Origin of the sequence: Pseudidiomarina donghaiensis (genome assembly GCF_900116895.1) — a bacterium.
In the GTDB taxonomy this organism is placed as follows: Bacteria; Pseudomonadota; Gammaproteobacteria; order Enterobacterales; family Alteromonadaceae; genus Pseudidiomarina; species Pseudidiomarina donghaiensis.
On the sequence record NZ_FPCF01000001.1, the window covers coordinates 92068 to 118624 of the forward strand.

Here is a 26557-nt window from a genome sequence, read left to right on the forward strand (position 1 = left end):
AGAAATTGGATGTGATCCCATCCACTAATTTCCTTCGTAGTGTGAATTGCCTATACACGCAATGAGGAAATAGTCATGAATGGGATCACAAAACTTGGTCTCGCATTGTCAGCAGCAGTGGTGCTTGCTGGCTGTGGTAGCGACAATGATACTCCAACAACAGTAGTAACTCCACCACCCCCACCACCAGAATCAACTTTTGTGCGTGTGCACCACTCGGTGGCTGATGCCCCTGATGTCAACGTATTGGTTAATGGTGAAGCAGCACTTAGCGGTGTGCCCTTTGGGGCCTCTTCAGAAGTACTTGAGCTTGACGAGGGCACTTACAGTATTCAGGTTGACGGCATTTTAGTCGACGAATCAACCGCTACTGTGATTGGGCCGGCTGACTTAGAGCTCGCTGCCAACACACGCTATGAAGTTTTTGCCGTGGGTAAAGTCGGCGACGAAACGATTGCGCCATTAATTATCGATAATCCAGTGAGCGATATTGCTGAAGGCAACTTCCGTCTGCAAGTGGTTCACGCAGCACCAGATGCACCTGCGGTAGATATTTATCTAACCGTTGTAGATGCTGATTTAACCGCGGAACAAGCTGCAGCAACCTTAGAATTTCAAGACTTCACGCCGCAGCTAGATGTTCCAGCTGGCGAATATCAAGTTAGAGTTACGGCAGCAGGTGATGCGTCAGCGGTGGTATTTGATAGTGGCGCAGCAACTTTTGAGGCGGGCGAAGACTTAGTTATCGCTGCTGTAGCTAACACCGGCACAGGGCCGTCACCTATTCAGTTGCAGGTTGCTGATGGTACAGGTGCACAGCTGGTTTCTTCAGTTGACGCCGGCGGTGAGCTGCGTATTGTGCATGCCAGCGCGGATGCTCCGGCGGTGGATATCACCGTTAACAATGCGGCTACACCAGCAGTGTCTGGTCTAGCATTCTTGCAAGCCACTGACTTTATTAATCTGCCGGGTGCAGAGTATTTAGTAGATGTTGCGGCGGCTGGAGGCGACCCTGTTGTCATCGATGATGCGGTGTTGCCTTTGCAAGATAACCAACGCGTCAGTGTTTATGCAGTAGGCGCCTTGGGCGACGGTTCTCTAACCTTGGCTGTCATTGAAGATTGGACGCGCCGCATTGCTACCGAAGCGCAGGTGCAGTTGGTGCATGCATCGCCAAGTGCAGGTGCGGTAGATATTTATGTGACAGCAACAGCTGATATTGCCGAAGCAACACCAGCATTTGAAAACGTGCCATTCGACTCTGCAGCTTTGGTGTCTACCGGTTACGTTTCGCTTATGCCTGGCAGCTATGTGATTACCGTGACAGCAACAGGCACAAAAGATGCTGCCATTGGGCCTATCGAGTTACAGCTTGATGGCGCCGGTGTTTATACAGCCGTCGCTGTTGATGCCACCGGTGGTGGTTTACCGCCCCAGCTTATTCTGATGGATGATCTGGCACCAGTGATGTAAGCGAACGCCGTTTTAAGTAAAGCCATTGGCTAACGCCACGGGCGAGTAGAAATAAACTCAGCGCCAACCATAATCCATGGTTGGCGCTTTCTTTATCAATAAGCCACTGCCCAATAAAAACAGCAGGTATGAATATACCCAGCGCACTTACAGCCATGGTATCGCGCATGGCTTGAGTTAAACCCAAGCCAATATAGACACCGTCAAAATAGTAGCTCCAATGGCCAAGCAACGGTAAAACCACCAGCCATGGCAAATACACAAGTGCCGTCGTAATGACATCGGGCAAGTCGGTAAGCAAGCGAATAATAAATTCGCCGGCCAGCAAAAAAACTAAGCAATAGACGAGTGAAAAAATAACCGACCACAGCAAGGTTAACTTCATCCAATAGCGAATATTTTTAGTGTCGCCGCGGCCTCGGGCAGCCCCGAGCAATGCTTCGACAGCGTAAGCAATGCCGTCTAGGCCCAGTGAAATGAGCATTAAAAACTGCATTAGAACAGCGTTTGCGGCGACCACAACAGCGCCAAACCTTGCGGCATAACCTGTCATAGTGGCCATACAAAGTTGTAGTAATAACGAACGAATAAATACATCACGGTTCATTTGAGAAAACCGTTTGAAGTAAGCTACGTCAAATTGCCATTTTCGAACGTCTGTCAGGGTGTCGCGAATAAGCCAGATGCCAACCAAGGCGGTACTTACCTCAGCCAATACTGAGGCCCAAGCCGCACCTTTAACGTTAAGGTTTAACCCCAAAATTAGAATCACGTCAGCAATGACGTTCACGGCGTTAGTAAAAATGACCAGCGCCATAGCACTGCGGCTTTGCTGGCGGCCGAGTAGCACACCAAGCACCAACAAGTTAATTAATGCGGCTGGGGCAGCTAACAGTCGAATAGACACATAACTACCTGCAAGTTGACCAAGCTCTATACCTGGTTCAATAAGCCACCAGGCAAAGCCAATGAGTACTGGTGAAAGTAGCCACAGCAATATACCTAACCCCAGCGCTATTGCGATGCCATGCAACACCACACGTTGCTGAGCCGAGTGATCATTGGCGCCAAATGCAGCTGCAATTTCAGCCGTTGTGGTCATGCGTAAGAAAATTGCGAGCAAAAAGATAAAACTAACTGTCATAGCACCAAGAGCAACAGCGCTTAAGTATATCGATTGCGGCAAATGGCCAACAATTGCGGTGTCAATTAAGCCCAATAACGGAGCCGCAATATTTGATATAATCATTGGCAATGCAATGGCGAAAATAATGCGATGATCTGCCAACTTGCCAAATTTGAAGGGGAACTTTTTAATGCGATTCATGCTTATTATTCTTGCGTTAGTTAGTTGCGGCGCATGGTCGGCACCGAATAGCGTCGCTATTTTGCAATACCATCATATTGGCGATGATACACCGCGTGTTACCTCAGTAACAGCGCAAGAGCTTGAAGCACACTTTGCCTGGCTAAAAGAGAATGACTTTGTGGTGATGTCGTTGGTTGAAATTCAGCAGCGATTAGCGTCGGGCGAAAATCTACCCGAATACACCGCTGCAATTACCATTGACGACGGCTGGCGCAATGTTTACCGCAATGGTTTGGCGGTGTTCAAAAAATACCAATACCCGTTCACTATATTTGTGAATCCAAAACTTATGGCGGAAGCGCCAACACAGTACATGAGTTGGCAGCAGCTTAAAGAGCTGCAAAAATATGGGGCGAGTATTGCGAACCACTCAAACAGTCACTGGCACATGACTTGGCGGAAGAGTTCAGAGCCGACTGAGGCGTGGCGCGAACGTGTACGCAATGACGTGGTTGAAGCGCAACAGCTCATCGACGAACACCTCGGCGAACAAGCGAAACACTTTGCTTACCCATATGGTGAATATGACGAAGCACTTCAAGAAATTCTCGAGCAAGCAGGTTTTATTGCGTTCGCTCAGCATTCAGGACCTTGGTCTGCTGCCAGCCCACTTACCGCGATTCCAAGATTTCCGGCATCTGCCCAATACGCATCGATTGAGACGCTAGCGACAAAACTAAAAAGTCTTGCTTTGCCGGTGGTTGATTATCATCCACAGCAACCGTTATTGGCTGCAGACAATAATACCCCCGAGGTTGTGGTCGAATTAGCAAACACAGACGACTTTGATAAAAACCAAATGAACTGTTTTGCTAGTGGCCAGGTACTCCAGCCGACATGGCAAGCGAATCGCTTTCGTGTGAGCCTAACCGAAGCACTGCCAATTGGGCGCTCTCGCGTGAATTGTACAGTGCCAAGTAAGTCATACAATTGGCGCTTTTACTGGTATTCGCATCCGTTTATTCGTGCCGACCAACAGGGGCGTTGGCCGGATTAATGAAAGGTTGGTGCGATTATGGAAAAGTCCGTTGCTAGCTGTTCCATGCTTACCGTTGGAATTTCGCCAATGATATGCTCGGCTTTGAATATGGCTTGTCGGTGTCCAGCAGGATTTACCAGCACGATGGCGGCACTATGGTTAACGAGGTAATCCGTTTCACCCTCTTCGGGAATGGAATACATTAAGCCTAAGTCATTCACGAACGGATAAAGCTGTGGGTGCTCGGCACGAATACCAACAAATTCATCGCCAAAAAAAACCGCATAATCGCTAACACGTTTTACATTATCGCGTTGCGGATCGACCGAAATCATCCACACTTTTACTGGTGTGTCTGTGTATTGCTTTAACTTAGGCAATACCTGACGTAAATCCGCCATCGTGGTTGGACAAATATCTGGGCAAAACGTATAGCCAGTAAACAGCAGTGTCCATTGCCCTTCAAGGTTGGCATTAGACACGTTATGGCCCAAAGAGCTCTCCAGTACAAATGGCTGAAGCGTTCGAGGCGGATCGTAAACTAACGCCTTAGGTTGTGGCTTCGGAAGGTTATTGTAAATAACAACTCCCGCAACTAACGCAATGAGCGCAACAACGGTGACAAGTAATCGTTGCATCGTGTTTTATCCTACAGGTAATACAGGGCTGACTAAATAATGATCTGCTAGCAATAATGCAAACAACGCAAATAGCTGCCAGATAGAGAATTTAAACATGTTAAACGCAGTATGTTTAGTCGGGGCAAACTTTAGCTTCCACGCATACCCTAAGAACCAAATGCTTAGAATGCTGGAGCCAATTAAGTAAACAATACCAGACATTCCAACAATGTAAGGTAGCAAGCAGATAATACCGAGCAAAATGGTGTAAAGAAAAATACAAGTTTTGGTGAACTCTACGCCATGAGTCACTGGCAACATGGGGATTTCAGCTTTAGCGTAATCTTTTGCGCGATGCACCGCGAGCGCCCAAAAATGCGGTGGGGTCCAGGTGAACACAATCATCACCAGCAAAATGGCAAATGGATGAATTTCATTGGTTACTGACGTCCAACCTAATAACGGCGGAGCCGCCCCGGCTAAGCCGCCAATGACAATGTTTTGTGGCGTTGCGCGCTTTAAGTACATGGTATACACCATGGCATAGCCAATAAGGCTTGCGAAGGTTAACCAAGCGGTTAGCATATTCACCCAAATAGCTAAAACAGCAAACCCAACAACACCAATTGTCGCAGCAAAAGTCAGCACTCGCTTAGGTGACAGGGCGCCTGATGGTAGAGGGCGACGTAAGGTTCGCGCCATACGCGCATCAATATGGCGGTCAACCAAATGATTCACCGCAGCGGCAGAGCCGGACATTAAACCGATGCCAATAAGTGCTGGCACCATAATTTGCCAGGCAATCCAGGTTGGTGATGCTAAACACATACCAACCAGAGCTGTAACTAATAGTAGTAAGACCACATTGGGCTTAGTTAACGTAAGATAGTCACGCCAATTTGCTTGTTTTTTGTATGTTTGAGCAAGTGCTTCGTCGGCACTTGCCATCTGTGCTTGTTCTGCCATGTTGTTATCCTCGCCTCTTTTGAAGTTTAGGCATTGCGGGCGATTTTATAATTTAGTCCGACTAAGCTTAGCAGCAATAATGCACCCACTGCATTATGTGCAACGGCAACACTGAGTGGCAGCAGCAATAATACATTGCTAAAACCTAGTGTTACTTGGGCAATTAATAAAACGGTTATCCAGTTTAAGCTGGTACGAATGACGTTTGAGCTGGCGCGGCGGTACCCCATCCATAATAAAAGCCCAACGACTAAAATTGTAAAATAAGCACCAAAACGGTGCGCTATGTGAATGGTCATGCGTTCTGCGTAGTCATGCGCACCGTATTGGTAAGTGCTAGCCTCAGGTACTGAAAATGCTCCGGCTATATCAAGTCGTTCAGTCCAGTTACCTTCACAAAATGGTAACTCGGTGCAAGCCATTGCAGCATAGTTTGCAGCAACCCACCCGCCTAATGCTATTTGGCCGAGTACCACAATTAATGCAAACAGCGCAAACGCTGATAATGACCTAACTTTCGGGTCGCCCAACGGTATATGCACGCGTTGTAGCCTTAAACTGAGTAAATAAAGCAACGATATAGTGCTAAACCCACCTAATAAGTGCCCCATAACGACCAAAGGTTGCAAATTCATGGTTACTGTCCACATTCCCAGTGCGGCCTGAAATGTCACCAGTGCTAATAAAAATAACGGAAGCTTTACGGGTTGTTCACTGTGTTGACGTTTGCGCCACAGTGACCAAATAGCGATACCAAGAATAACCAGCCCTAAAGTACCTGCTGCATAGCGATGAATCATTTCGTTCCATGCTTTATGACTTTCAAGCGGCGTGTCTGGGAACAACTCGGCTGCTTTGTTGGCGTCTTTGGGTACGGTCAGTTCACCGTAACAGCCCGGCCAGTCAGGGCAGCCTAAACCGGCATCAGTAAGGCGTGTGTAAGCCCCTAAAACAATCACCACAAAGGCGAGAACAATACTTAATTTTACGAAGCCACGCATGCTGTTACCCTATCTTTGAGAGCTTTAACAAGGTGCGTAAGTCGGCCAGCAAATTCTTGGCTTCCGCACGCATTTTTTCTTCATCGGCGAACGTTGCATAGTGCAGCACGACGTTGCCTAGCGGGTCGATAATCATTAAATGGTGTGCCGGTACAGCATTGATTGCTTGGCTAAGTGCGGCGTCAGAGACCGCCGTAATCAACGGAACATTGCTTAAGTCTAATGAGCTTGGTTGAGCGCTGATTAACACTGGTGCGACGCGGTCGGTTTCTTTGCCTAAGGCGACGTCAAGTTGGTTCATGGCGTACAAGGCTTGAATACAAGCTGCACCGCATGCACCGTCGTCACGCAGGGCAACGCGCCAACCTTCGGGGAGCAACTGGTTGAGTTGTTTGAGCTCAAGTGGTGGCACCAACATGGTGCCTTTATTGGTTACCGCGCCCTGATACCAGTTTTGGTCGAGCACTAATTTGGCGCCAATAACAGGAATTAAAAAGGCCAGCACAACACCAATTAACGTGGCTCGCGATTTTTTAACGTTCGACATGATCATTCCTCTGTTGTTATTTTTTTGGAACGGCTTGCAAACCAAAACACCAATAAACAGGCGAGGGCCAATGAGAACCACTGCCATGCGTATGCACGATGCTTTTCAGGTGTCATGACTTGCGGCTGCCATGCTCGTGGCCAGCCCATTTCTTCTTGCTCCGAGAGTAGCACCACATAGGGTTCTATGGGAAGCTGCAGCGCGTTGCCAATAACACTGGCGTTTAGTTGCTGCACGCGAACCGGCTTTTGTTGGTGTTCCACCAAGTGTGCGTTCGCCCCCCAAACGCTACTTAGCTCGGGTAAGTAAAAGTACCCAGTCAGCGTTAAAGGCTGCTGCGGTATTTGCAGTTGTGGCCTGACTTCGCGACTTTTGCCCAGCGGTACCCAGCCTAAATTCACCATGACAATACGTGACGCATTATCCATGTCTGCTTGCAACAAGCCCACCACGTGATAGCCAACCTGGCCCGCTTGAATTTGGTTATCAAGTAGCAAGTAATCCGCTAGAAATTCACCCGAAACAGTTACTTGGGTAAATCGCGGTATTGTTTCTTGCGGGTTCATGCTGTTATTTAGCTGAACGGTTTGCTGGCCACGTTGTTCATAGTCGGCAAAAAATTGTTCTTTTTGATTGGCGCGCTCAAGTTGCCAAAAACCAAGCTTGACCAAAATAGCAATTGCTAGCACAGTGAGCAGCATGCCAATAAGTTTGCTCATGCGAAATGACTTACGCATAGCAAGCCTGACAATCAACGCCTTTAAGCGGGCGAACTCGGGAAGGAACAATGGTTACTGCAGCAAAAATCATACTGGTACTACTCATGTTATTTATGGTCGTTAATTTATTTCGCGCATTGTTTGCCATGCTGCGTAACGACCCGACCAAACCCTCAATGACAAAATATCTCGGCCAGCGAGTGATGTTCTCGGCGATAGCCATTGTGGTGATCGTGATATTACTGGCGTCTGGATTGCTGACACCGAATCCGCGACCGTACTAAGCTTTCAAGCTTAGTACGGCCACCACTACTTTATAAAATGTATACGAAAATAAACAAGCACACCCAAACCACATCAACAAAGTGCCAATACCAACTCGTGGCTTGGAAGGCAAAATGGTTGTCTGGTGTGAAGTGACCTTTAATGACGCGCAAGAACATGATGATTAACATCAGTGTTCCTAGGGTAACGTGCAAACCATGGAACCCGGTCAACATGTAGAAGGTATTACCGTAAACACCAGAATCTAATGTCAAACCAAGATCTTGGTATGCATGTACGTATTCTGCGCCTTGCAAGTATAAGAAGATACAACCTAAGACAATGGTGATACCCAGCCACAGTGTGAGCTGCTTACGGTTATTCTTCTCAAGGCCAACGTGTGCAAAATGACAGGTAAAGCTGGACACAATCAGAATAATGGTGTTGTAGAGCGGTAAGCCAAACCAACCCATTTCGCCTGATTTTGTGCCACCTGGCGTTTCTGTAAGCGGCCAATGCGCTTCAAAAGCTGGCCATAACACTTCATTAGTCATGGCGTTGTTACCAGCGCCGCCAAGCCATTCAACAGCAATTACTCGGGCATAAAATAACGCACCAAAGAACGCCGCGAAGAACATGATTTCAGAGAAGATAAACCAGCTCATGCCTTGGCGATAAGAATGCCCTAATTGGTTACTGTACAAGCCCGACATTGATTCGTTAATCTGGTCGCGAAACCAACCAAATAACATCACAATCATGACTGCTACGCCACCAAGCAGGACGTTTGTGCCCCAGCCGTCGGTAGCTTCATTTTTCATATCAATAACGGTGTGCCCTGCACCAAACGCAATTAAGCCTAAACCAATAGCGCCAACTATTGGCCATGGGCTAGAAGCAGGGACGTAATATTTTTCATGTTGTTGTGCCATAAAATAATCCTCAGTCGGCCGATGGCGTCGCTTCAAAAGTAGCGAGCACATCCGGTTGAGCATTGGCTGTCATATCGTACATGGTGTATGACAAAGTCAACGTATGTATATGTTCTGGAATATCTGGGTCAAGATAAAACTGCATGGGCATTTTGGTGTCAGCACCTGCCGCAAGTGGTTGCTGATTAAAGCAAAAGCACTCAGTTTTATTTAAATACAGCCCGGCTTCACCCGGTGCAACAGATGGAATAGCTTGCGCCACCATGTTCTGTCCCGTTGGGTTACTGGCCAGAAAGTTAACAACCTTGGTCTCACCAGGGTGAACACGTACTGAGTTCACCTCTGGCGAAAAGCCCCAAGGCATGCCTTTGTTGACCCGAGTAATAAACTGCACGTTAATAGTGCGCGAGGTATCTACTTGGCGCGTGTTAGCGGCTGCTTGTTCGTTTTTAGTGCGGCCGTTAAACCCAGTGATGTCGCAAAACACTTCGTACAGTGGAACCAACGCAAAGCCAAAGCCAAACATGCCCACAACAACAAACAGTAGACGTTTTACAACGCGCGCGTTGTCTGGCCGCGCGTTAGTTGGGGTTGGATCGTTGGTTGCCATAATTACTTCACCTCGGGCGGCGTTTCAAAGGTGTGATACGGCGCCGGTGAAGGCACTGTCCACTCTAGCCCTTCTGCACCCTCCCATGGCTTCGCAGGTGCTTTTTCGCCGCCGCGTGCGCACTTAATCACCACCCACAAGAAGATAAGTTGTGATAAGCCGAACGCAAAGCCGCCAATACTAACAATTTGGTTAATATCCGCGAACTGCAGCGAGTAGTCAGGAATACGACGAGGCATGCCCGCTAAGCCCGCAAAGTGCATTGGGAAGAACAGTAAGTTGACCGAGATTAACGAGCACCAGAAGTGCCATTTCGCTAATGTTTCGTCATACATGTGACCTGTCCACTTTGGTAACCAGTAGTACGCTGCCGCCATAATCGAGAAAATAGCGCCGCTAACTAGCACATAATGGAAGTGTGCGACCACGAAGTAGGTGTCGTGATACTGGAAGTCAACCGGTGTAATAGCCAACATGAGCCCAGAGAAACCACCAATGGTGAACAAAATCACGAATGCGAGTGCAAACAGCATCGGCGTTTCAAAGGTGATAGAGCCGCGCCACATGGTGGCCACCCAGTTGAATACTTTCACCCCAGTGGGCACCGATATCAACATAGTGGCGTACATAAAGAATATCTCAGCGGCTACCGGCATCCCTGTGGTAAACATGTGGTGCGCCCATACAATAAAGCTTAAACCGGCAATTGCTGCAGTGGCGTAAACCATGGATGAATAGCCGAATAGCCGTTTGCGTGAGAACGCTGGAATAATGGCTGAGATAATCCCGAATGACGGCAGAATCATGATGTACACTTCGGGGTGCCCAAAGAACCAGAATATGTGCTGGAACAAGACTGGATCACCGCCGCCAGCGGCATCAAAGAAGCTCGTGCCAAAATACTTATCAGTGAGCACCATGGTTACCGCACCGGCAAGTACCGGCATAACGGCAATCAACAAGAATGCTGTGATAAACCATGTCCACACAAACAACGGCATCTTCATGTACGTCATGCCAGGGGCACGCATGTTCATAATGGTCACGATAACGTTAATCGCCCCCATAATGGACGAAATACCCATGATATGAACAGAGAATACGAATAATGCGGTTGAGTCACTACTATAGGTAGTTGATAGCGGTGCATAGAATGTCCAACCAAAGGCTGGACCACCGCCTTCCATGAATAACGAGGCCAATAAAATGGCAAAAGCAAATGGCAGAATCCAAAAGCTCCAGTTATTCATGCGCGGCAATGCCATATCTGGCGCGCCGATCATCAACGGTACCATCCAGTTGGCTAAACCGGTAAAGGCCGGCATAACCGCCCCGAATACCATGATCAAGCCGTGCACTGTGGTCATTTGGTTAAAGAAGTGCGGGTCTACTAATTGTAGGCCTGGTTGGAATAGCTCGGCGCGAATAACCATCGCCATAGAGCCGCCAACCAAAAACATAATAAAACTGAACCATAGGTACATTGAGCCAATGTCTTTATGGTTCGTGGTAAATAGCCAACGGGTAAAACCCGATGGCGCGTGGTGGTGATGATCGTTATGATCCATCTCGCCAGCAACTGTGCTCATATCGGGTCTCCCTTACTCGTTCATGAATTTATTAACATCAGCGGCCTGAATGAGGTCGCCCGTGTTGTTACCCCAAGCATTACGTTCGTACGTAATAACCGCGGCCAACTCACGTAAACTCAACTGATTACCAAACGCCTGCATAGCGGTGCCGGCTTTGCCGTTCACCACAATATCAATGTGACCATCAATATCATTAAGCACCATGTCAGTGCCTTTCAGGCTTGGGAATACGCCAGGGATACCTTCACCGCTTGGCTGGTGGCATGCGGCACAGCTGCCCAGATAAATACGCTCACCAAGTTCCATCAACTCGTCTTTGCTCATCGACATAGACAGCAAGCGTTGTTCTTCTTCTTTGGCTTGCTTCTGAATGGCTTCTTGCTCGCTTATCCAAGCTTGATACTCAGCCGGCTCTTTGGCAATAACCACTACCGGCATGAAGCCGTGGTCTTTACCACATAGCTCGGCACATTGGCCGCGATAAATACCAGGTTCGTCAACCTTGGTCCAAGCTTCATTGATAAAGCCAGGGTTGGCGTCTTTTTTAACGGCAAAATCCGGTACCCACCAAGAGTGAATAACGTCATCTGAAGTCACTAAGAAGCGAACTTTGGTGTCAGTAGGAATAACCAAAGGGCGGTCTACTTCAAGCAGATAGTTTTCGCCTTTATCCAGTCGGTTATTAATTTGGTCTTGGCGTGTGGCAAGTAAACTAAAGTACTCGACGTCATGATCAAAATACTTATAGTGCCATTTCCACTGTGACCCAGTAACCAATACGGTAACTTCTGCTTCGGATGTGTCTTCCATAGCAAACAAGGTTTGCGTAGCTGGAATAGCCATACCAATAAGGATCAAAAAGGGAATGACCGTCCAAATGATTTCCACCTTGACGTTCTCATGGAACGTTGCCGGCTTCGGATTTTTAGACTTACGGTGGATGACCATGGAAACAAACATGGCACCGAAAACGATAACGCCTATGACACAACATATATAAAAAATTGTCATGTGTAGGTCGTAAACGCGTTGACTGATCTCGGTTACCCCTTGAGTCAGGTTCAACGACGATTGTGCGCTGGCAGCAAATGGAAGCATTGCTGTTAGCGCGGTGATGAGCTTAGTACTCACGCGACATCTCCTCTCATTCTTCCGACGTGGCTTGGGCCACGAATACACCGAAGTGCGAGCCTGAAGAACAACGAGGTGAGTAGAAAAAGGAACAGCATTTCGTTAGAAAATCGCTTTCCCCACTAACCCTTTGTTGTTATGTATCAATAATTATTGTTGTTTATTGTGTTAGCAGTTAATGCACATTCAAAATACCATTTTCTGGTGAAAAAGAAACCGGCAATTCGAATAAATTTTACATTTGCGTATAAAAAAAGGGCCACTAATGTGGCCCTAATAGACAACCTTCACTTGCAGGATTAGTGGAGTGGGGTGGGTGAAGGTAGATCATTCAATACAAAACTGTGCGTTTGGCTAACTTTGCTTGCCATTTTAAGACGTTGTTGCATGCGCGGCGAAAGCTCTCCCAACCAGCTGAGTACAATGCTACTCGTGCCGGCGAGTAACGCTTGTTCGGTTGCCCATTCGCGTTCATCTTGATTGCGGCCATGTACCCAACGGATGCGCGTACGGCTAATACCTGCGGCAACAAGTTGTTCGATCACCTCACGACGAGCTCCAATCACTGTTATCCATTGATGAGTACGCACGGACAGCGCTTGAAGGCGTGGAAGCAAGCTTTCAATGTGCTGGCAATTCGACTCTAATGCTGGTGTCGTAGACCAAACATCAAAACCAATCTCATTCATTACATTAAAATTTTCGTTTCTCATAACCATGCTCCATTGCGAATCACACCTACAGCCAAGCCTTCAATGGTGAAATATTGGTGTGTTAAATCGACCTGAATTGGCGAAAACTCTTCGTTTTCTGGGTGCAACAATATGATATTTCCGCGCCGTTCGAACCGTTTCACGGTCACGTCGTCTTCAACTCGAGCGACAATAATTTGGCCATTGCGGGCTTCATGAGTTTTATGTACCGCAAGTAAATCACCGTCTAAAATACCGATATCTTTCATGCTCATACCGTTAACACGAAGCAAGAAGTCAGCATGTGGCTTGAATAAGTTTTGATCGACTTGATAGTGGCTTTCGATATGCTCTTGAGCCAAAATAGGCTCGCCCGCAGCAACTTGCCCGATTAAAGGAAGCCCTTCGGGAACTTCTTCTTGCTCAAAACCGACTAAGCGAATACCACGTGACATGCCGGGCATCATTTCGATAACGCCTTTTTTGGCGAGCGCTTTAAGGTGTTCTTCAGCTGCGTTCGCTGATTTAAATCCAAGTCGCTGCGCAATTTCTGCCCGCGTCGGTGGCATACCCGTTGCGTCTATATTGTCTTTAATAAGTGTCAGAATTTGCTGCTGTCGTGGCGTTAATGGTCGCATAACGATACCTGTTTATCTATACAGTAATACTGTGAGTATATACAGGTGTTTTGGATTCGCAACTTTTTTGTGCAACTTTTTTTCAATCAGACAAATTTTTTCAACAGTGGTATGCTTTATAGGTCTGTAATTAGTGGGGATATTACATGAGTCTGAAAGGCTTTTGGCGCGCTTGTATGTACTGGCCAGTGCGCTGGTTAACGCGCTATGAAGTAATTCTCGACGACACTGCACAGCAGGTAGTTGGCGAGAAGCATGTGGTGTATGTGATGCGTTCAACGTCGACCACAGATTTATTGGTAGCGCAGCGTGCACTGCAAAGCGTCGGGCTACCTGATCCGACCGATGATCTGATGATCAACGGTCAGCAGTTATCGCGCGTGATGTATTTAGATCAAACTGACCATGACTGCGCGCAACAAGCGATCACGGATTTCGAGAAGCTGATTGGTGCTCATCAAAAAGACAGTCAGTTGAATATTCAGGTTATGCCGATCGGGTTGTTCTGGGGGCGTTCGCCCGGACAAGAGCCTCGGCAAGGCCATACCATGGTATCAGACGTTGATAACCCTGGGCACTGGCGCAAGTTTTGGCTCGTCATGTTCTCAGGGCGCCATGTATTAGTACGGGGCAGTCGCCCAGTAGCGCTGCGTGAGATGGCCTCACAACGCGGCACAACCCAGCGTTTAGCGCATAAATTAGCGCGTGTTGCGCGGGTGCACTTTGTACGTATGCGTCACGCCGTTGCTGGGCCTAAGATGACCGAGCGCCAAGTGGTCATTCAGGACTTATTAGACACGCCAGCGCTCAAGCAAGCCATAGCGGATGAGGCTCGTAGCAAAAAGGTCTCTGAGCAGCAGGCACGTAAAACCGCTGAGAAATATCTGCATGAAATAGCCGCTAGTTATAGCGACACTTTAGTTCGTCTATTAGATCGCTTTATGACTTGGTGTTGGAGCCGAATATACAATGGTATTCACGTGGAAGGTGGTGAGCGCATTCGAGCTTTAGCCGAAGCTGGGCATGAAATTGTTTATGCACCGTGCCATCGTTCGCACATGGACTATTTGTTACTAAGCTATGTGATTTATAAAGAAGGCCTAGTGCCACCGCATATAGCAGCGGGCATTAATCTAGACTTTTTCCCTGCTGGTCCAATTTTCCGCCGTGGCGGGGCGTTTTTTATTCGTCGTAGCTTCCGCGGTAACAAGTTGTACTCAACAGTTTTTCGGGAATATCTCAATCGTTTGTTCCAAAAAGGTTACCCAGTGGAGTACTTCACTGAAGGTGGTCGTAGCCGAACTGGACGACTGTTACCACCCAAAACCGGCATGATAGCCATGACGGTTCAAGGTATGTTGCGCGGCGGCCAGCAGCGCCCCATGTCGATTGTGCCGGTGTACCTAGGTTATGAGCATGTGATGGAAGTGGGCACTTACTTAAAAGAGCTCAAAGGGAAGTCGAAAGAGAAAGAGTCGGTGTGGCAAGTGTTAAGTAGCTTGCGCCACTTGCGTAATTTCGGTCAAGGCTATGTCAGCTTCGGTGAGCCTATCAATTTGGGCGAAGCGCTTGAGCAATTACAGCCAAAATGGCGAGACGCTATTACTACCGGTGCCGAAGAACCTGAGCGCCCGAAGTGGTTGACACCAACAGTGAACGTGTTGGCCGATCAAATTATGTGCCGTATCAATAACTCGGCAGCGCTCAACAGCATAAACCTGTCAGCGCTGATTGTGCTAAGTTCAGAGCATCATGCCATTACGCGTGAAGAGTTAATAAGCCAACTAAATTTGTATACCCGTATTCTACGTGAAGTGCCTTACACGAAAGACGCATACGTACCTGAGCAAAGTGGTGCAGAGCTGTGGGAACTCGCCAAGAAGCACGATAAGTTTACCGTTGAGGCGGATGGTATTGGCGAGATGATTCGGTTAGATGGCACTACAGCGATTGCAATGACCTATTACCGAAATAATATCATGCACATGGTAATTGTGCCGGCGTTACTTGCCGCCTTTGCCATGGGGCATAAGCGTTTTAGCGCTGACCAAGCTGTTAATTTGCTGACTAATTTACACCCTCTGTTAGCGGCTGAACTGTTTATTAGTCACAGTAAGAGTGACATGGCGTTGTGGGTCAAAGCACTGCTAGAGCAATATGTTCAGTGCGGTTTGCTAACACAGTTAGACGCCGATACCTATACCGTGCCGAAGCGCGATTCAGCCAGTTATTCGCAGTTGGTGTTGTTGGCCAGAAGCGCCAGTGAAACGGTGCAGCGTTTTGCCATTGTGCTTGAGCTGCTGCAGCAAGCACAGCCGATATCACGTTCAGATCTTGAGCAGTACTCGGTGCAACTTGCCGAGCGCCTTAGTGCCATTCACGGTGTCAATGCGCCCGAGTTTTTCGATAAGAAAGTACTCAGCACGCTTATTGGCACGTTGAAAAGTGAAGGCTATTTCACGGTTGAAGAGTCAGGTGCAATGGTTGCCGATGCGCGAGTCGACAACTTTAGTGATGGCGTTGACTTGTTATTAGAGCCGGCGGTGTTACAGACTATTCGTCAGTCGGTGCAGCAACTTGTTCAGCGCGAAACTGACACTAACAACTAGGCTAAAACCAATAATGTGCAGCAACAACGAGGGCTAAAACCCAGCCCACGTTGTTGTTGTGCAAAAAGGCTTGAAAGCAGCGTTGTGGCTCGCGGTACCATATCAGATAGTGTTGCCATAAAAACATGCCAATAATCACGGCGAGCCCTAGCCAATAAACGAATCCAAATAGCAACTCGTAACCTAACCAAGCCAATAAAGCCAACGTAGCTATTTGTAATAGCGCAATGGCAAATTTGTCATGGCCAGCGAATAATATTGCGGTAGATTTTACACCGATCTTTACGTCATCGGCGCGATCAGCCATGGCATATTCAGTGTCGTAGGCCACTGTCCAAGCAATGTTTGCGGTAAATAAAATCCAAGCAACGAGCGGCAGCCCTTGCTCTAAGGCCGTAAAAGGCATGAGCACGCCAAAACTAAAGGCAACCCCAAGTACTACTTGCGGTAGCTGGGTAAACCGTTTGCAAAACGGGTATAAGGTAGCCACGCCGGCTGCCGCAAAGCTGAGCAAAATGGTGGCCTGATTAAATTGTAAGACAATGATAAACGCAATAAGCAATAACAAAGCAAACAATGCCAGAGCATGCCACGGCTTGAGCTCACCTGTTGCTAAAGGGCGCAGCTTGGTGCGGCTAACATGACCATCAATGTTGCGGTCAGCGTAATCGTTAATGACACACCCTGCTGAGCGCATAACAAATACGCCAAGCATAAACAAAACCACGGTGCGTAAAGGCGGATTGCCATTGCCGGCAATGAGTAGGGCTACCAATGTAGGCCAACCAAGCAAGAGGCTGCCAATAGGCCGATCAGCACGCATTAATCGCCAACAGGCGCTGATAAACTGTCCAATGTTAATCATGGGTATTGTCCTGCATAAGTGTGGCCGCTATTTGAGCTGGAATAGACTCGCCGATAAAAACTTCGGCAACCAGTACCCGCTGACCCGCCGCGGTAAAACAGCTGCGCCGGCCCCACAGCGATTGCGCCGGATAACCTAAGCATTGATGAAGTACACCAATGCGTGACTGGGCGGAAAACGTAGATACCTCAATGCGCGAGCGCTGTAGATCGGGTTGCGCAAATAAATGAGCACCTAGTGGCTTGTCGCCAAGTTGGCCAAGTTTTAATGCCGCAGCCTCAAGGGCGCTTTGTGGGAAAACACTACGCGCAAATACCCAAGGCTTGCCGTCACAGCATAAAATAACTTCGCGAATGGTTGCGTTGGCTTGCCCTTGGCTTGCACTTTCGGTTAACCACTTAGCTTCGTCTGGGCGAATCATTCCCGGACGCTGGCCGAGCACCTCAACCGAAAAGTCTTGGCAATGACGCTTTAATTTCGCGGTAAGGGAGTCGGGGTCAAGCAGCCATTGAGTTAGGAGTGCACTGGTAGGTAAGTGCTGCGCCAGCGCTGGCTGCCAGTCTGCTTGCTGGCCCTGGCTGACGATAGGAAACTCGAGTTGTTGTAACTCAGAAAAGCGCATGTACTACCGACGACCGTATTGGGTTAAAAACCGAATAACAACGCCAATGACCAAGCCGGAAACCAGCCCCGCTGTGTGTGCGGTATTGGCAATATTGACCCACAGTAGCCCTGTATAACCAAGCACCAACCATGCGAGCATAAAAATAATTAAGCCGTTTGGAAGAAACAATGGGTGTCGAGGGTTTTTCCAACCAACGACACTGGCAATACCGAATAGACCATAAACCACGCCAGAAAGGCCGCCAAAATAAGGGCCACTTTCTATAAACTGCGAGGTGTTTGAGGCTATTGCGCAAACTGCGAACGCCAATACTAACCACTTAGTGCCATAGTATCGCTCAAAGCGGCCACCTAAATACCACCACCAAAACACGTTAAAGAGAATGTGCAGCACACTGAAGTGCAACACGGCCGGGCTGACAAATCGCCAAGGTTGCGCCCAAGGCAAGCTTTCAAAGTCATTTGGGTTAAACAGTAGAGCGCCTAAAATACCCTCGGCTAAAGGCGTCATTAAGCCAAGAAAAACCAGCACAACAATTGCAGCATATAAGGCTGTGAACCAACCTGCTTGACGCAACATTATGCTCAGCATGGAAGATGGGTTAGTGTTTGTTTGCTGCGGTTGAGCCGTTTGCGAGTCAGTAGACTCAACGGCTTGATTGGCAATATCTGGGTTGTCTTTAAAGGCTTGAATAAGTGCTTTTGCATGCGCATGGTAGCTGGAAACAGTTAACCACAATTCAAGCTGATTACCCTGTTCGCTAACGGTTACTGGCACACCGTTTTGCTGTAGGTAACGATACAGGTTCGCCATCATTTCAGCATCACGGGTGGTCAGTAATTTTTGCATTTAACCGCGCTCCACAGCCTCTGGAAACTGTTGTGCCCAAGCGGTCATGCCGCCGTCTAAGCTACTGGTATTCTCAACGCCTTGGTTAACCAAGTATTGCGCAGCACCTTGGCTGCTATTGCCGTGATAGCAAACGACCACCACAGGGTTGTCGTCATCAAGCCCATTCAGAAAATCTTGTAAGTTGGCATCGGTTAAGCGCTGTGAACCGGGTATGTGCGCTGCAGCAAACGAGCGTTCGTCACGAATATCGACAAATCGTGTCTCGCCTTGCTGCCACATTTGGTGAGCGGTGGTCACATTAATTCGTTTAAATTCTGCCATGGTTACTTCCTAATTTTCTGTATTGGCGCAGATTAACTCCAGTCTAAAACGACTTTGCCTGATTGACCAGAGGTCATAATGTCAAAGCCTTCTTGGAAGTCATCAACCGACATGCTGTGGGTCAATATTGGTGACAGATCGAGACCTGACTGCAGCAAGCTTGCCATTTTGTACCAGGTTTCGAACATTTCACGACCATAAATGCCCTTAATGGTGAGACCTTTGAAAATAACTTGGTTCCAGTCAATGGCGACGCTTTGCGGTGGAATGCCAAGCATGGCTATTTTGCCGCCGTGATTCATAGTTTCAAGCATTTGCGCAAACGCTGAAGGCACGCCAGACATTTCCAGGCCGACGTCGAATCCTTCTTTCATGCCAAGCTCGTTCATCACGTCTTTCAAGTTTTCTTTACTGACATCAACAGCGCGCGTCGCACCCATTTTCTTCGCCAAATCAAGACGATATTCATTTACGTCGGTAATAACCACGTGGCGCGCACCAACGTGGCGAGCTACTGCTGCGGCCATAATTCCAATGGGGCCTGCGCCGGTAATCAACACGTCTTCGCCCACTAAGTCGAAGGCTAAAGCGGTATGTACAGCGTTACCAAATGGGTCAAAAATAGCGGCTAAATCATCGCTAATGTCGTCTGGTAATTTGAAGGCGTTTTCCGCCGGAATAACCAAGTATTCAGCGAATGCACCAGGGCGGTTAACACCCACACCAACGGTGTTACGGCATAAGTGACGGCGCCCGGCGCGGCAGTTACGGCAATGGCCGCAGGTAATATGGCCTTCGCCTGAAACGCGGTCGCCCGTGTTAAAACCACGCACACCTTCGCCCATTGCCTCAACTACGCCAACATATTCGTGACCGACCACCATAGGCACTGGAATAGTCTTTTGTGACCATTCGTCCCACTTGTAAATATGTACGTCAGTGCCGCAAATAGCGGTTTTTTTAATGCGAATGAGTAAGTCGTTGTAACCGTACTCAGGCTTTTCAACGTCAGTCATCCATATGCCTGGTTCAGCGTGTAATTTGGCTAAAGCTTTCATCGTTTTTACCTTCAGTAACGGTGTTAAATTATGCCTAAGTCTTTACCAATTCGGGTAAAGGCGTCAATGGCACGGTCAAGTTGCTCACGCGTGTGGGCAGCCGACATTTGGGTGCGAATACGTGCTTTGCCACGCGGCACCACAGGGAACGAGAAGCCAACAACGTAGATGCCTTCTTTGAGCATGCGCTCAGCCATTTCTGATGCCAATTTAGCATCGCCAATCATTACTGGAATAATGGCGTGATCTGCGCCGCTGAGGGTAAAGCCTGCCGCAGTCATTTGGGTACGGAAGTAATTTGCGTTGTCCCAAAGCTTTGCGCGCAACTCGTGACCGTTTTCAAGCATTTCAAGCACGCGAATAGACGCTTGCACAATAGCTGGCGCGACTGAGTTTGAGAACAAATATGGGCGTGAGCGCTGACGTAGCCAGTCAATGACACATTTTTTACCTGAGGTATAACCGCCTGACGCGCCGCCTAAGGCTTTGCCTAAGGTACCGGTAATAATGTCGACACGACCCATCACGTTGCAGTACTCGTGCGTACCTTTACCGTTTTCACCTAAGAAACCAGTTGCGTGACAGTCGTCCATCATGACTAAAGCGCCATACTCGTCGGCTAAGTCGCAAATGCCATTTAAGTTGGCAATAACACCGTCCATTGAGAATACGCCGTCGGTCGCGATGAGAATGTTACGCGCGCCATCGGCCTTAGCTTGTTTAAGTTGGGCTTCTAAGTCGGCCATGTCGTTATTTTTGTAACGATAACGCTTAGATTTGCTTAAGCGAATACCATCAATAATAGAGGCATGGTTTAGCTCGTCACTGATAATGGCGTCTTCTGGGCCCATTAAGGTTTCAAATAAACCGCCGTTAGCATCGAAGCATGATGAATACAAAATTGTATCTTCGGTGCCCAAAAAATCGCTGAGTTTGGCTTCGAGCGTTTTGTGAATATTTTGCGTGCCACAAATAAAACGCACGGAAGCAGTACCAAAACCGTGTTCATCAAGGCCTTTTTTTGCGGCTCGAATAAGTTCTGCGTTGTTGGCTAAACCTAAATAGTTGTTGGCACAGAAGTTAAGAACAGATTCACCATTGCCGACTTCAATTTCAGCGTCTTGGTCGCCTAAAATAATTCGCTCGTTTTTGTATAAGCCTTCTGCTTGCAGCTCGTCTAGCTGGGTTTCAAGCTGTTGATAAAAATCTTGCTTCATGTAATTCTCCGTGCGTTGACGTTACGGGTGAACCATAATGTTATTGATTACCCCATAGTTTACCTGATCAGCAGGGGGCTTGGCATCCTCATTTATATAGGTGGAGAAATTTCATGCATCAACGGGCAATTTATCCTGGCACCTTTGACCCAATAACCAATGGTCATGCCGATTTAATCGCGCGTGCAGCCAACCTGTTTAGCGAAGTGATTGTGGGCGTCGCGAACAGCCCAAGTAAAAAGCCGATGTTTTCGCTGGATGAACGGGTTGAGCTGGTACGACATGTGGTGTCGCATCTGCCCAATGTCACCGTTGTCGGTTTCAGTGGCTTACTAGTCGACTTTGCCAAAGAATATCAGGCCACGGTACTTATTCGAGGATTACGTGCAGTATCTGACTTTGAATATGAGTTTCAGTTGGCCAACATGAACCGTCGACTGTTTTCAGAACTAGAAAGCGTGTTCTTAACACCGTCGGAAGAAAACTCCTTTATTTCATCAACCTTGGTGAAAGAAGTCGCCATTCACCATGGCGATGTGCGCCAGTTTACCAGCGCTCGTGTGGCCGAGGCCTTAGCGGACAAGGTGAAAGCAAAAGCGCTGTAGTTTTACAGCGCTACGTCAACAAATACCCATGCCAATAATAGTGGGCAAACCACACGTAAATGCCAAAACAACAAGCGATAGCGAAGTTCAGTATGGGCCAATTCGCGAAGCCGATTGCTGCGCCGCCATAGCCAACCGATAACGATAAAGTAAAAGAGCCCAGACAAAGGGAGTTGAAATTGCGTCACGTAAGTAACCACCCAGTTAAACAATGGGTCGAAGAACACCACCAAAGTTATCCCAATTAAACTAATCATTGCAGCAATGATTAGTGCTGCTTGGCGACGATTGACTGGGTGGGTTTCAATGGCATAAGCAATAGGCACCTCGGCAGTTGCAATGGTGGACGTTAGAGCAGCAATGCTTAACAACGCGAAAAAGCCAAACCCTAACCAAGAGCCAGTATTGCCGAGGCGATCAAATAAGTCCGGCAGCACCTGAAAAATTAAGCGGCCTTCGCCAATAAGTTGCTCACCTTCAGTGACAGACAATCCTTGTGCCATAGCCACATACAGCGCCGGAATAATTAACAAACCGGCCAAAAAGGCAACCAGCGTATCAAGAGCTGCAACGCTCCAAGTTAAGCGGCCTAATCGCGTTCCTTTTTTCAAATAACTTCCGTAGATCATCATGCCGCCAAGGCCGATAGACAGCGAGAAAAAGGCTTGCCCCATAGCCGAAACAAGTAAATCAGCACTGAACATGGCATTAAAATCGGGTACTAAGTACGCGCGAAAACCGTCACTGGCGCCAGGTAGCGTGGCAATGTAGACAATGAGACCTATGAGCAACACCACCAATAATGGCATGAGGCGCCGCGACCATCGTTCAATACCATTCTGCACCCCTTTGATAACAATTCCAAAAGTGAGCGTAACAAAGACTAAAAGCAAAATAATATCACGCAACATGGAACTCGTTTTTGTCCATTGCGCCAAGCTACTCATGCTTAATGCTTGCAGCAGAAAAGTAAGCCCCTCCGCCACCATCCACGCAGCGACCAAATGATAGAAGCTGAGCATAAGAATAGCGCCGATGACGTTCAAGTAACCCATGGTTTTACCGCTAGCGGCAGTAACAGGAGAGTGAGTTTGGCTTAATGTTGACAGGGCTTTAACGGGGTTTGCTTGTGCCGCATGGCCTAGGCTTAATTCGGTGTACAAAGCCGGCACCGCGAGAATAACTACAACGGCCAAGTAGACCAGTAAAAATGCCGCACCGCCGTGGTTTGCAGCTTGGCTAGGGAAGCCCCAAATATTACCTAATCCGATAGCTGAACCGGCAGCGGCAAGAATAAATCCAATTCTGGTATGAAAGCTATCGCGCATAAAACAACCAATTATTAGTTAAGATTTAGGCAGAAATTAGCCGTTAAAAGCAAGCATTCTAGCCTGTATAACATCCATAAGACTACCATTTTTGCCCTTTTCACGTTAGAATCGCGCCCACATTTACTTTTCGATAATTTTGCTCAAACCAGACCCGCAGGAGTCCGCCACATGACTGATCTGGATCTTGGCCGTTACGGCATCACAGACGTCACTGAAATTGTCCATAACCCTTCCTATGAACAATTGTTTGAAGAAGAAACACGTGCTGATCTACAAGGCTTTGAAAAAGGCGTTGTCACCGACTTAGGCGCCGTTGCTGTTGATACAGGTATCTTTACTGGTCGCTCGCCAAAAGATAAATATATCGTACGCGACGACGTAACCAAAGACACGTTGTGGTGGGCAGACCAGGGCAAAAATGACAATAAAGCCATTACCCCAGAAATTTGGGCGGACTTAAAAGACACAGTTACCACGCAATTATCAGGCAAACGTTTGTTTGTTGTAGATACTTACTGTGGTGCGAATGAAGACACCCGTTTATCGGTACGTTTTATCACTGAAGTTGCATGGCAAGCGCATTTCGTGAAAAACATGTTTATTCGTCCTTCAGCAGAAGAGCTGGAAAACTTTACGCCTGATTTCGTGGTTATGAACGGTGCAAAATGCATCAACCACAAATGGCAAGAACACGGATTAAACTCTGAAAACTTTGTTGCCTTTAATTTAACCGAACGTATTCAACTTATTGGCGGAACCTGGTACGGCGGCGAAATGAAGAAAGGTATGTTCTCTATCATGAACTACTACTTGCCGTTGCAAGGTATTGCGTCAATGCATTGTTCTGCTAACGTTGGTGAAGACGGTGACGTTGCAATTTTCTTTGGTTTGTCAGGTACCGGGAAAACGACGTTATCAACCGACCCGAAGCGTCAGTTAATTGGTGACGATGAACATGGTTGGGACGACGACGGTGTCTTCAACTTTGAAGGCGGTTGTTACGCCAAAACCATCAACCTGTCAGCGGAAGCTGAGCCGGATATCTACAACGCCATTCGTCGCGATGCCTTGTTAGAAAACGTTACTGTGAATGACGAAGGTGTGGTTGATTTCAACGACGGCTCGAAAACCGAAAACACCCGTGTTTCATACCCGATTTACCATATCGACAATATCGTGAAGCCAGTGTCTAAAGCGGGCCACGCGAAGAAAGTTATTTTCTTAACGGCAGACGCTTTTGGTGTTTTACCACCGGTTTCTAAGTTGACCAAAGAACAAACAGAGTATTATTTCTTGTCAGGCTTTACTGCCAAGTTAGCTGGTACAGAGCGTGGTATTACTGAACCAACGCCTACTTTCTCAAGCTGTTTTGGGGCTGCGTTCTTAACCTTGCATCCTACCCAGTATGCCGAAGTTTTGGTGAAACGTATGGAAGCATCAGGTGCTGAAGCCTACCTAGTCAACACCGGTTGGAACGGCACTGGCAAGCGTATTTCAATTCAAGCAACCCGCGCTATTATTGACTCCATTTTAGACGGTAGCATTGAAGACGCAGAATTTGTGCAATTGCCATATTTCAACCTTGCCATGCCAACCGCGTTAGCAGGTGTTGAAGAGCAACACATTCTAGACCCACGCAACACCTATGCAGACCAAGGTGATTGGGACGTGAAAGCGCAAGACCTAGCCAATCGTTTTGTGGCGAACTTTGAGAAGTTCACCGATAACGACGAAGGCAAAGCGTTAGTTGCAGCTGGCCCGCAGCTGTAAAACACAAGCTTTAGCGTTGGTAATAATCAAACCGCAGCTGCGCAAGTGGCTGCGGTTTTGCGTATAAAAAGCCCTGTAATAAGTCGCAATCCGCCTCGCGCAGCAATTGAGCCTGTACTGGAACTTCTACCCCTTCGGCAACTACCGTAAGATCAAGCTGGTGTGCTAGTGCAATAATACCGGCCAAAATGGCATTGTCGCGCTTACTGTTGGCAATTTCACGCACGAAACTGCGATCAATTTTTATTTTATGCACAGGCAAAAAGCGCAAGTAAGCCAAACTTGAATAGCCAGTACCGAAGTCATCAAGCGAGACTTTGATGCCCATACTATCCAGTGTGTGAATGGTATCGATGGCGCGTTCCTCGTCAGCCATCAGTACGCTTTCAGTTATCTCTAGCTCCAGGTGAGCAGGCTCAACGCCAGTTTTTTGCATAATTTCACGCACGGTCTGCAAAAAGTTCGGTTGAATAAATTGCACCGGCGAAATGTTCACCGCCACCGAAATAGCTTTGCTTCGCTGCTTGTTCATTTGAGTAATGTCATGACAGGCCTGCTCAAGTACCCAATTGCCCATGGCGACTATTTGCCCTGACTCTTCAGCCAGTGGAATAAACTCCGCAGGTGACACCATGCCGCGTGTTGGATGATGCCAGCGAATAAGGCTTTCAATGGAGCATACCGTTTGCTGGTTGGCGCACAAAATAGGTTGATAATACAATTCAAGTTGTTGCTTTTCTAACGCGTCATGAAGCTCTTGTCGCAACAGTAACTTGGCGCTGAGTTGCTTTGAGATGTCCTGGGAGAACCAATGTGCGGTATTGCGACCATTTAGCTTGGCCTGATACATAGCCATGTCACCATGTTGTATCAAGGTGCTAGCTTCAGGTACCAAGGTTAGCTTTCGCGAGGGCTCATAGGCGGCAATACCAATGCTTGGGGTAATGCTTAAAGCATGCTGACCAACAGTAAAGGGCTTTTTAAATACACCTTGCAAGCGCAGCAAAATACGTTGTGCTTCTTCGGCGTTGGCAACCTCGGGCACGAGTAAAGCGAACTCGTCGGCCGCCAAACGGGCTAGGGTGTCACCGGGATCAAGCAGCTCGTTAATACGCTCGGCAATTTGTTTTAATAGCGCGTCACCGCCAGCTAAACCGAGTGCGTCATTGACAGCCTTAAAGTTATCAATATCAATGTAGTAGAGTACCAACATTTGTTGCTGGCGCTGGGCAAGTAACAAGTCATGTTCAACTCGCTCCTCAAAGAAGTCCCGATTCAAGCAGCCAGTCAGTGCATCATGGGTTTGGCGGTAGGTTAGTTGCTCTTCCACTGACTTTTTGTCGGTAATATCCTGCAATACTCCAATAAAGTGTGACACCTCGCCATTGACTTCGCGTACCGGCGAAATATGTACCTCATTCCAATAGCTAGTGCCGTCTTTGCGGTAATTGAGTACCGTTGTTTTTAACTCCAGTTGGTGCTCTAACGCATGAACAATTTCATCTATAACCGCTTGCTCAGAATGACCGCCCTGCAAAAAGTGCAGGCTTTGCCCTAGCACTTCGCTGGCGGTGTACCCGGTTGTTTTATAAAAAGCATGATTGGCGTAAACCAGCGGGCGTCCCGGCGCTCGCGCATCAATAATAACAATACTATTAATGCTTGACTCTACCGCACGCTCAAGCAAGAAAGCTTTTTCATGCTCAATAGGGCTTAAGGCAATGACGTTATGTGGTTTAACTTCCATGCTACATCTTTACGTTAGTTTACT

26 protein-coding genes are annotated in these 26557 nt (G+C 47.8%); 6 read left to right on the forward strand and 20 right to left on the reverse strand.

All coding sequences use genetic code 11. From position 1 onward, the window contains the following. Positions 1–75 precede the first annotated feature (75 nt). Positions 76–1473, forward strand: a complete 1398-nt coding sequence (locus tag BM334_RS00460; RefSeq protein WP_092836418.1) for a DUF4397 domain-containing protein — start codon at positions 76–78, stop codon at positions 1471–1473. Here BM334_RS00460 and BM334_RS00465 read toward each other — a convergent pair. After that, positions 1439–2800, reverse strand: coding sequence for an MATE family efflux transporter (locus tag BM334_RS00465; RefSeq protein ID WP_092836419.1), 1362 nt, complete (start codon positions 2798–2800; stop codon positions 1439–1441). The genes BM334_RS00460 and BM334_RS00465 overlap by 35 nt on opposite strands. Between BM334_RS00465 and BM334_RS00470 the strand changes: the two genes are divergently transcribed. Beyond that, entirely contained in the window at positions 2790–3839 is a 1050-nt protein-coding gene (locus BM334_RS00470; protein ID WP_092836420.1) for a polysaccharide deacetylase family protein, read from the forward strand. The two genes, BM334_RS00465 and BM334_RS00470, sit on opposite strands and share 11 nt — an antisense overlap. On the opposite strand, the gene BM334_RS00475 is transcribed toward BM334_RS00470, so the two are convergent. The 5 genes from BM334_RS00475 to BM334_RS00495 are packed head-to-tail and all read right to left on the reverse strand — an operon-like array spanning position 3836 to position 7692. Beyond that, a complete protein-coding gene (locus tag BM334_RS00475) occupies positions 3836–4459 on the reverse strand; it encodes an SCO family protein (protein ID WP_092836421.1) in 624 nt (207 codons plus the stop codon). The genes BM334_RS00470 and BM334_RS00475 overlap by 4 nt on opposite strands. Positions 4460–4465: 6 nt before the next feature. Further along, positions 4466–5389 carry a heme o synthase gene (gene cyoE, locus BM334_RS00480; protein ID WP_241970908.1) on the reverse strand — a complete coding sequence of 308 codons (924 nt, stop codon included), beginning with the start codon at positions 5387–5389 and terminating at the stop codon, positions 4466–4468. Positions 5390–5433: 44 nt separating this feature from the next. Further along, positions 5434–6408, reverse strand: coding sequence for a COX15/CtaA family protein (locus BM334_RS00485; protein ID WP_092836431.1), 975 nt, complete (start codon positions 6406–6408; stop codon positions 5434–5436). Positions 6409–6412: 4 nt separating this feature from the next. Beyond that, positions 6413–6955 carry a redox-active disulfide-containing membrane protein gene (locus tag BM334_RS00490; RefSeq protein ID WP_092836434.1) on the reverse strand — a complete coding sequence of 181 codons (543 nt, stop codon included), beginning with the start codon at positions 6953–6955 and terminating at the stop codon, positions 6413–6415. 2 nt (positions 6956–6957) lie between these two features. Beyond that, positions 6958–7692, reverse strand: a complete 735-nt coding sequence (locus BM334_RS00495) for an SURF1 family protein (protein ID WP_092836437.1) — start codon at positions 7690–7692, stop codon at positions 6958–6960. A gap of 50 nt (positions 7693–7742) precedes the next feature. Here BM334_RS00495 and BM334_RS00500 point away from each other — a divergent pair, with 50 nt between their 5' ends. Then, positions 7743–7958, forward strand: coding sequence for a DUF2909 domain-containing protein (locus BM334_RS00500; RefSeq protein WP_092836440.1), 216 nt, complete (start codon positions 7743–7745; stop codon positions 7956–7958). A 30-nt stretch (positions 7959–7988) separates the two neighbouring features. Here the strand turns inward: BM334_RS00500 and BM334_RS00505 are convergent, their stop codons facing one another. The 6 genes from BM334_RS00505 to lexA all read right to left on the reverse strand — a co-directional run bounded on the left by BM334_RS00505 (position 7989) and on the right by lexA (position 13533). Next, the gene (locus tag BM334_RS00505; protein WP_092836442.1) at positions 7989–8870 is read right to left on the reverse strand and encodes a cytochrome c oxidase subunit 3; all 882 of its coding nucleotides are present in this window, start codon (positions 8868–8870) and stop codon (positions 7989–7991) included. 10 nt (positions 8871–8880) lie between these two features. Then, the gene (locus BM334_RS00510) at positions 8881–9480 is read right to left on the reverse strand and encodes a cytochrome c oxidase assembly protein (protein ID WP_092836444.1); all 600 of its coding nucleotides are present in this window, start codon (positions 9478–9480) and stop codon (positions 8881–8883) included. A gap of 2 nt (positions 9481–9482) precedes the next feature. Further along, positions 9483–11069, reverse strand: a complete 1587-nt coding sequence (gene ctaD / locus BM334_RS00515; protein ID WP_092836445.1) for a cytochrome c oxidase subunit I — start codon at positions 11067–11069, stop codon at positions 9483–9485. Between the two features lie 12 nt (positions 11070–11081). Continuing rightward, positions 11082–12170, reverse strand: a complete 1089-nt coding sequence (gene coxB / locus BM334_RS00520; RefSeq protein ID WP_092839148.1) for a cytochrome c oxidase subunit II — start codon at positions 12168–12170, stop codon at positions 11082–11084. Positions 12171–12502: 332 nt separating this feature from the next. Continuing rightward, entirely contained in the window at positions 12503–12916 is a 414-nt protein-coding gene (locus BM334_RS00525) for a hypothetical protein (protein WP_092836446.1), read from the reverse strand. Next, on the reverse strand, positions 12913–13533 hold the full coding sequence (gene lexA / locus BM334_RS00530) for a transcriptional repressor LexA (protein ID WP_092836449.1): 621 nt from the start codon (positions 13531–13533) through the stop codon (positions 12913–12915). The genes BM334_RS00525 and lexA overlap by 4 nt, the downstream gene beginning before the upstream one ends. Before the next feature lie 146 nt (positions 13534–13679). Between lexA and plsB the strand changes: the two genes are divergently transcribed. Beyond that, the gene (plsB, locus tag BM334_RS00535; protein WP_092836452.1) at positions 13680–16142 is read left to right on the forward strand and encodes a glycerol-3-phosphate 1-O-acyltransferase PlsB; all 2463 of its coding nucleotides are present in this window, start codon (positions 13680–13682) and stop codon (positions 16140–16142) included. Between the two features lies 1 nt (position 16143). Here plsB and ubiA read toward each other — a convergent pair whose 3' ends face one another. The 6 genes from ubiA to BM334_RS00565 are packed head-to-tail and all read right to left on the reverse strand — an operon-like array spanning position 16144 to position 21080. Then, complete coding sequence (gene ubiA / locus BM334_RS00540; protein ID WP_092836454.1) at positions 16144–17007, reverse strand: 4-hydroxybenzoate octaprenyltransferase; 864 nt, start codon at positions 17005–17007, stop codon at positions 16144–16146. Continuing rightward, on the reverse strand, positions 17000–17629 hold the full coding sequence (locus BM334_RS00545) for a chorismate--pyruvate lyase family protein (RefSeq protein WP_092836457.1): 630 nt from the start codon (positions 17627–17629) through the stop codon (positions 17000–17002). The genes ubiA and BM334_RS00545 overlap by 8 nt, the downstream gene beginning before the upstream one ends. Before the next feature lie 3 nt (positions 17630–17632). Beyond that, on the reverse strand, positions 17633–18481 hold the full coding sequence (locus BM334_RS00550) for a rhomboid family intramembrane serine protease (protein ID WP_092836460.1): 849 nt from the start codon (positions 18479–18481) through the stop codon (positions 17633–17635). Continuing rightward, positions 18482–18805 (reverse strand): thiosulfate sulfurtransferase GlpE, encoded by a 324-nt coding sequence (gene glpE, locus BM334_RS00555; protein ID WP_092836464.1) that lies wholly within the window; start codon positions 18803–18805, stop codon positions 18482–18484. Positions 18806–18837: 32 nt separating this feature from the next. Next, positions 18838–19863: an L-threonine 3-dehydrogenase gene (tdh, locus tag BM334_RS00560; protein ID WP_092836467.1), complete on the reverse strand. Its 1026-nt coding sequence runs from the start codon at positions 19861–19863 to the stop codon at positions 18838–18840. 23 nt (positions 19864–19886) lie between these two features. Next, complete coding sequence (locus BM334_RS00565) at positions 19887–21080, reverse strand: glycine C-acetyltransferase (RefSeq protein WP_092836471.1); 1194 nt, start codon at positions 21078–21080, stop codon at positions 19887–19889. 113 nt (positions 21081–21193) lie between these two features. Between BM334_RS00565 and coaD the strand changes: the two genes are divergently transcribed. Next, on the forward strand, positions 21194–21685 hold the full coding sequence (gene coaD, locus BM334_RS00570; protein WP_092836474.1) for a pantetheine-phosphate adenylyltransferase: 492 nt from the start codon (positions 21194–21196) through the stop codon (positions 21683–21685). A 2-nt stretch (positions 21686–21687) separates the two neighbouring features. Here coaD and BM334_RS00575 read toward each other — a convergent pair whose 3' ends face one another. Continuing rightward, positions 21688–23013, reverse strand: coding sequence for a sodium-dependent transporter (locus BM334_RS00575; protein ID WP_092836477.1), 1326 nt, complete (start codon positions 23011–23013; stop codon positions 21688–21690). 171 nt (positions 23014–23184) lie between these two features. Here BM334_RS00575 and pckA point away from each other — a divergent pair, with 171 nt between their 5' ends. Continuing rightward, complete coding sequence (gene pckA / locus BM334_RS00580) at positions 23185–24786, forward strand: phosphoenolpyruvate carboxykinase (ATP) (protein ID WP_092836480.1); 1602 nt, start codon at positions 23185–23187, stop codon at positions 24784–24786. A gap of 10 nt (positions 24787–24796) precedes the next feature. Here the strand turns inward: pckA and BM334_RS00585 are convergent, their stop codons facing one another. After that, a complete protein-coding gene (locus BM334_RS00585) occupies positions 24797–26533 on the reverse strand; it encodes a putative bifunctional diguanylate cyclase/phosphodiesterase (RefSeq protein WP_092836483.1) in 1737 nt (578 codons plus the stop codon). Positions 26534–26557 lie beyond the last annotated feature (24 nt).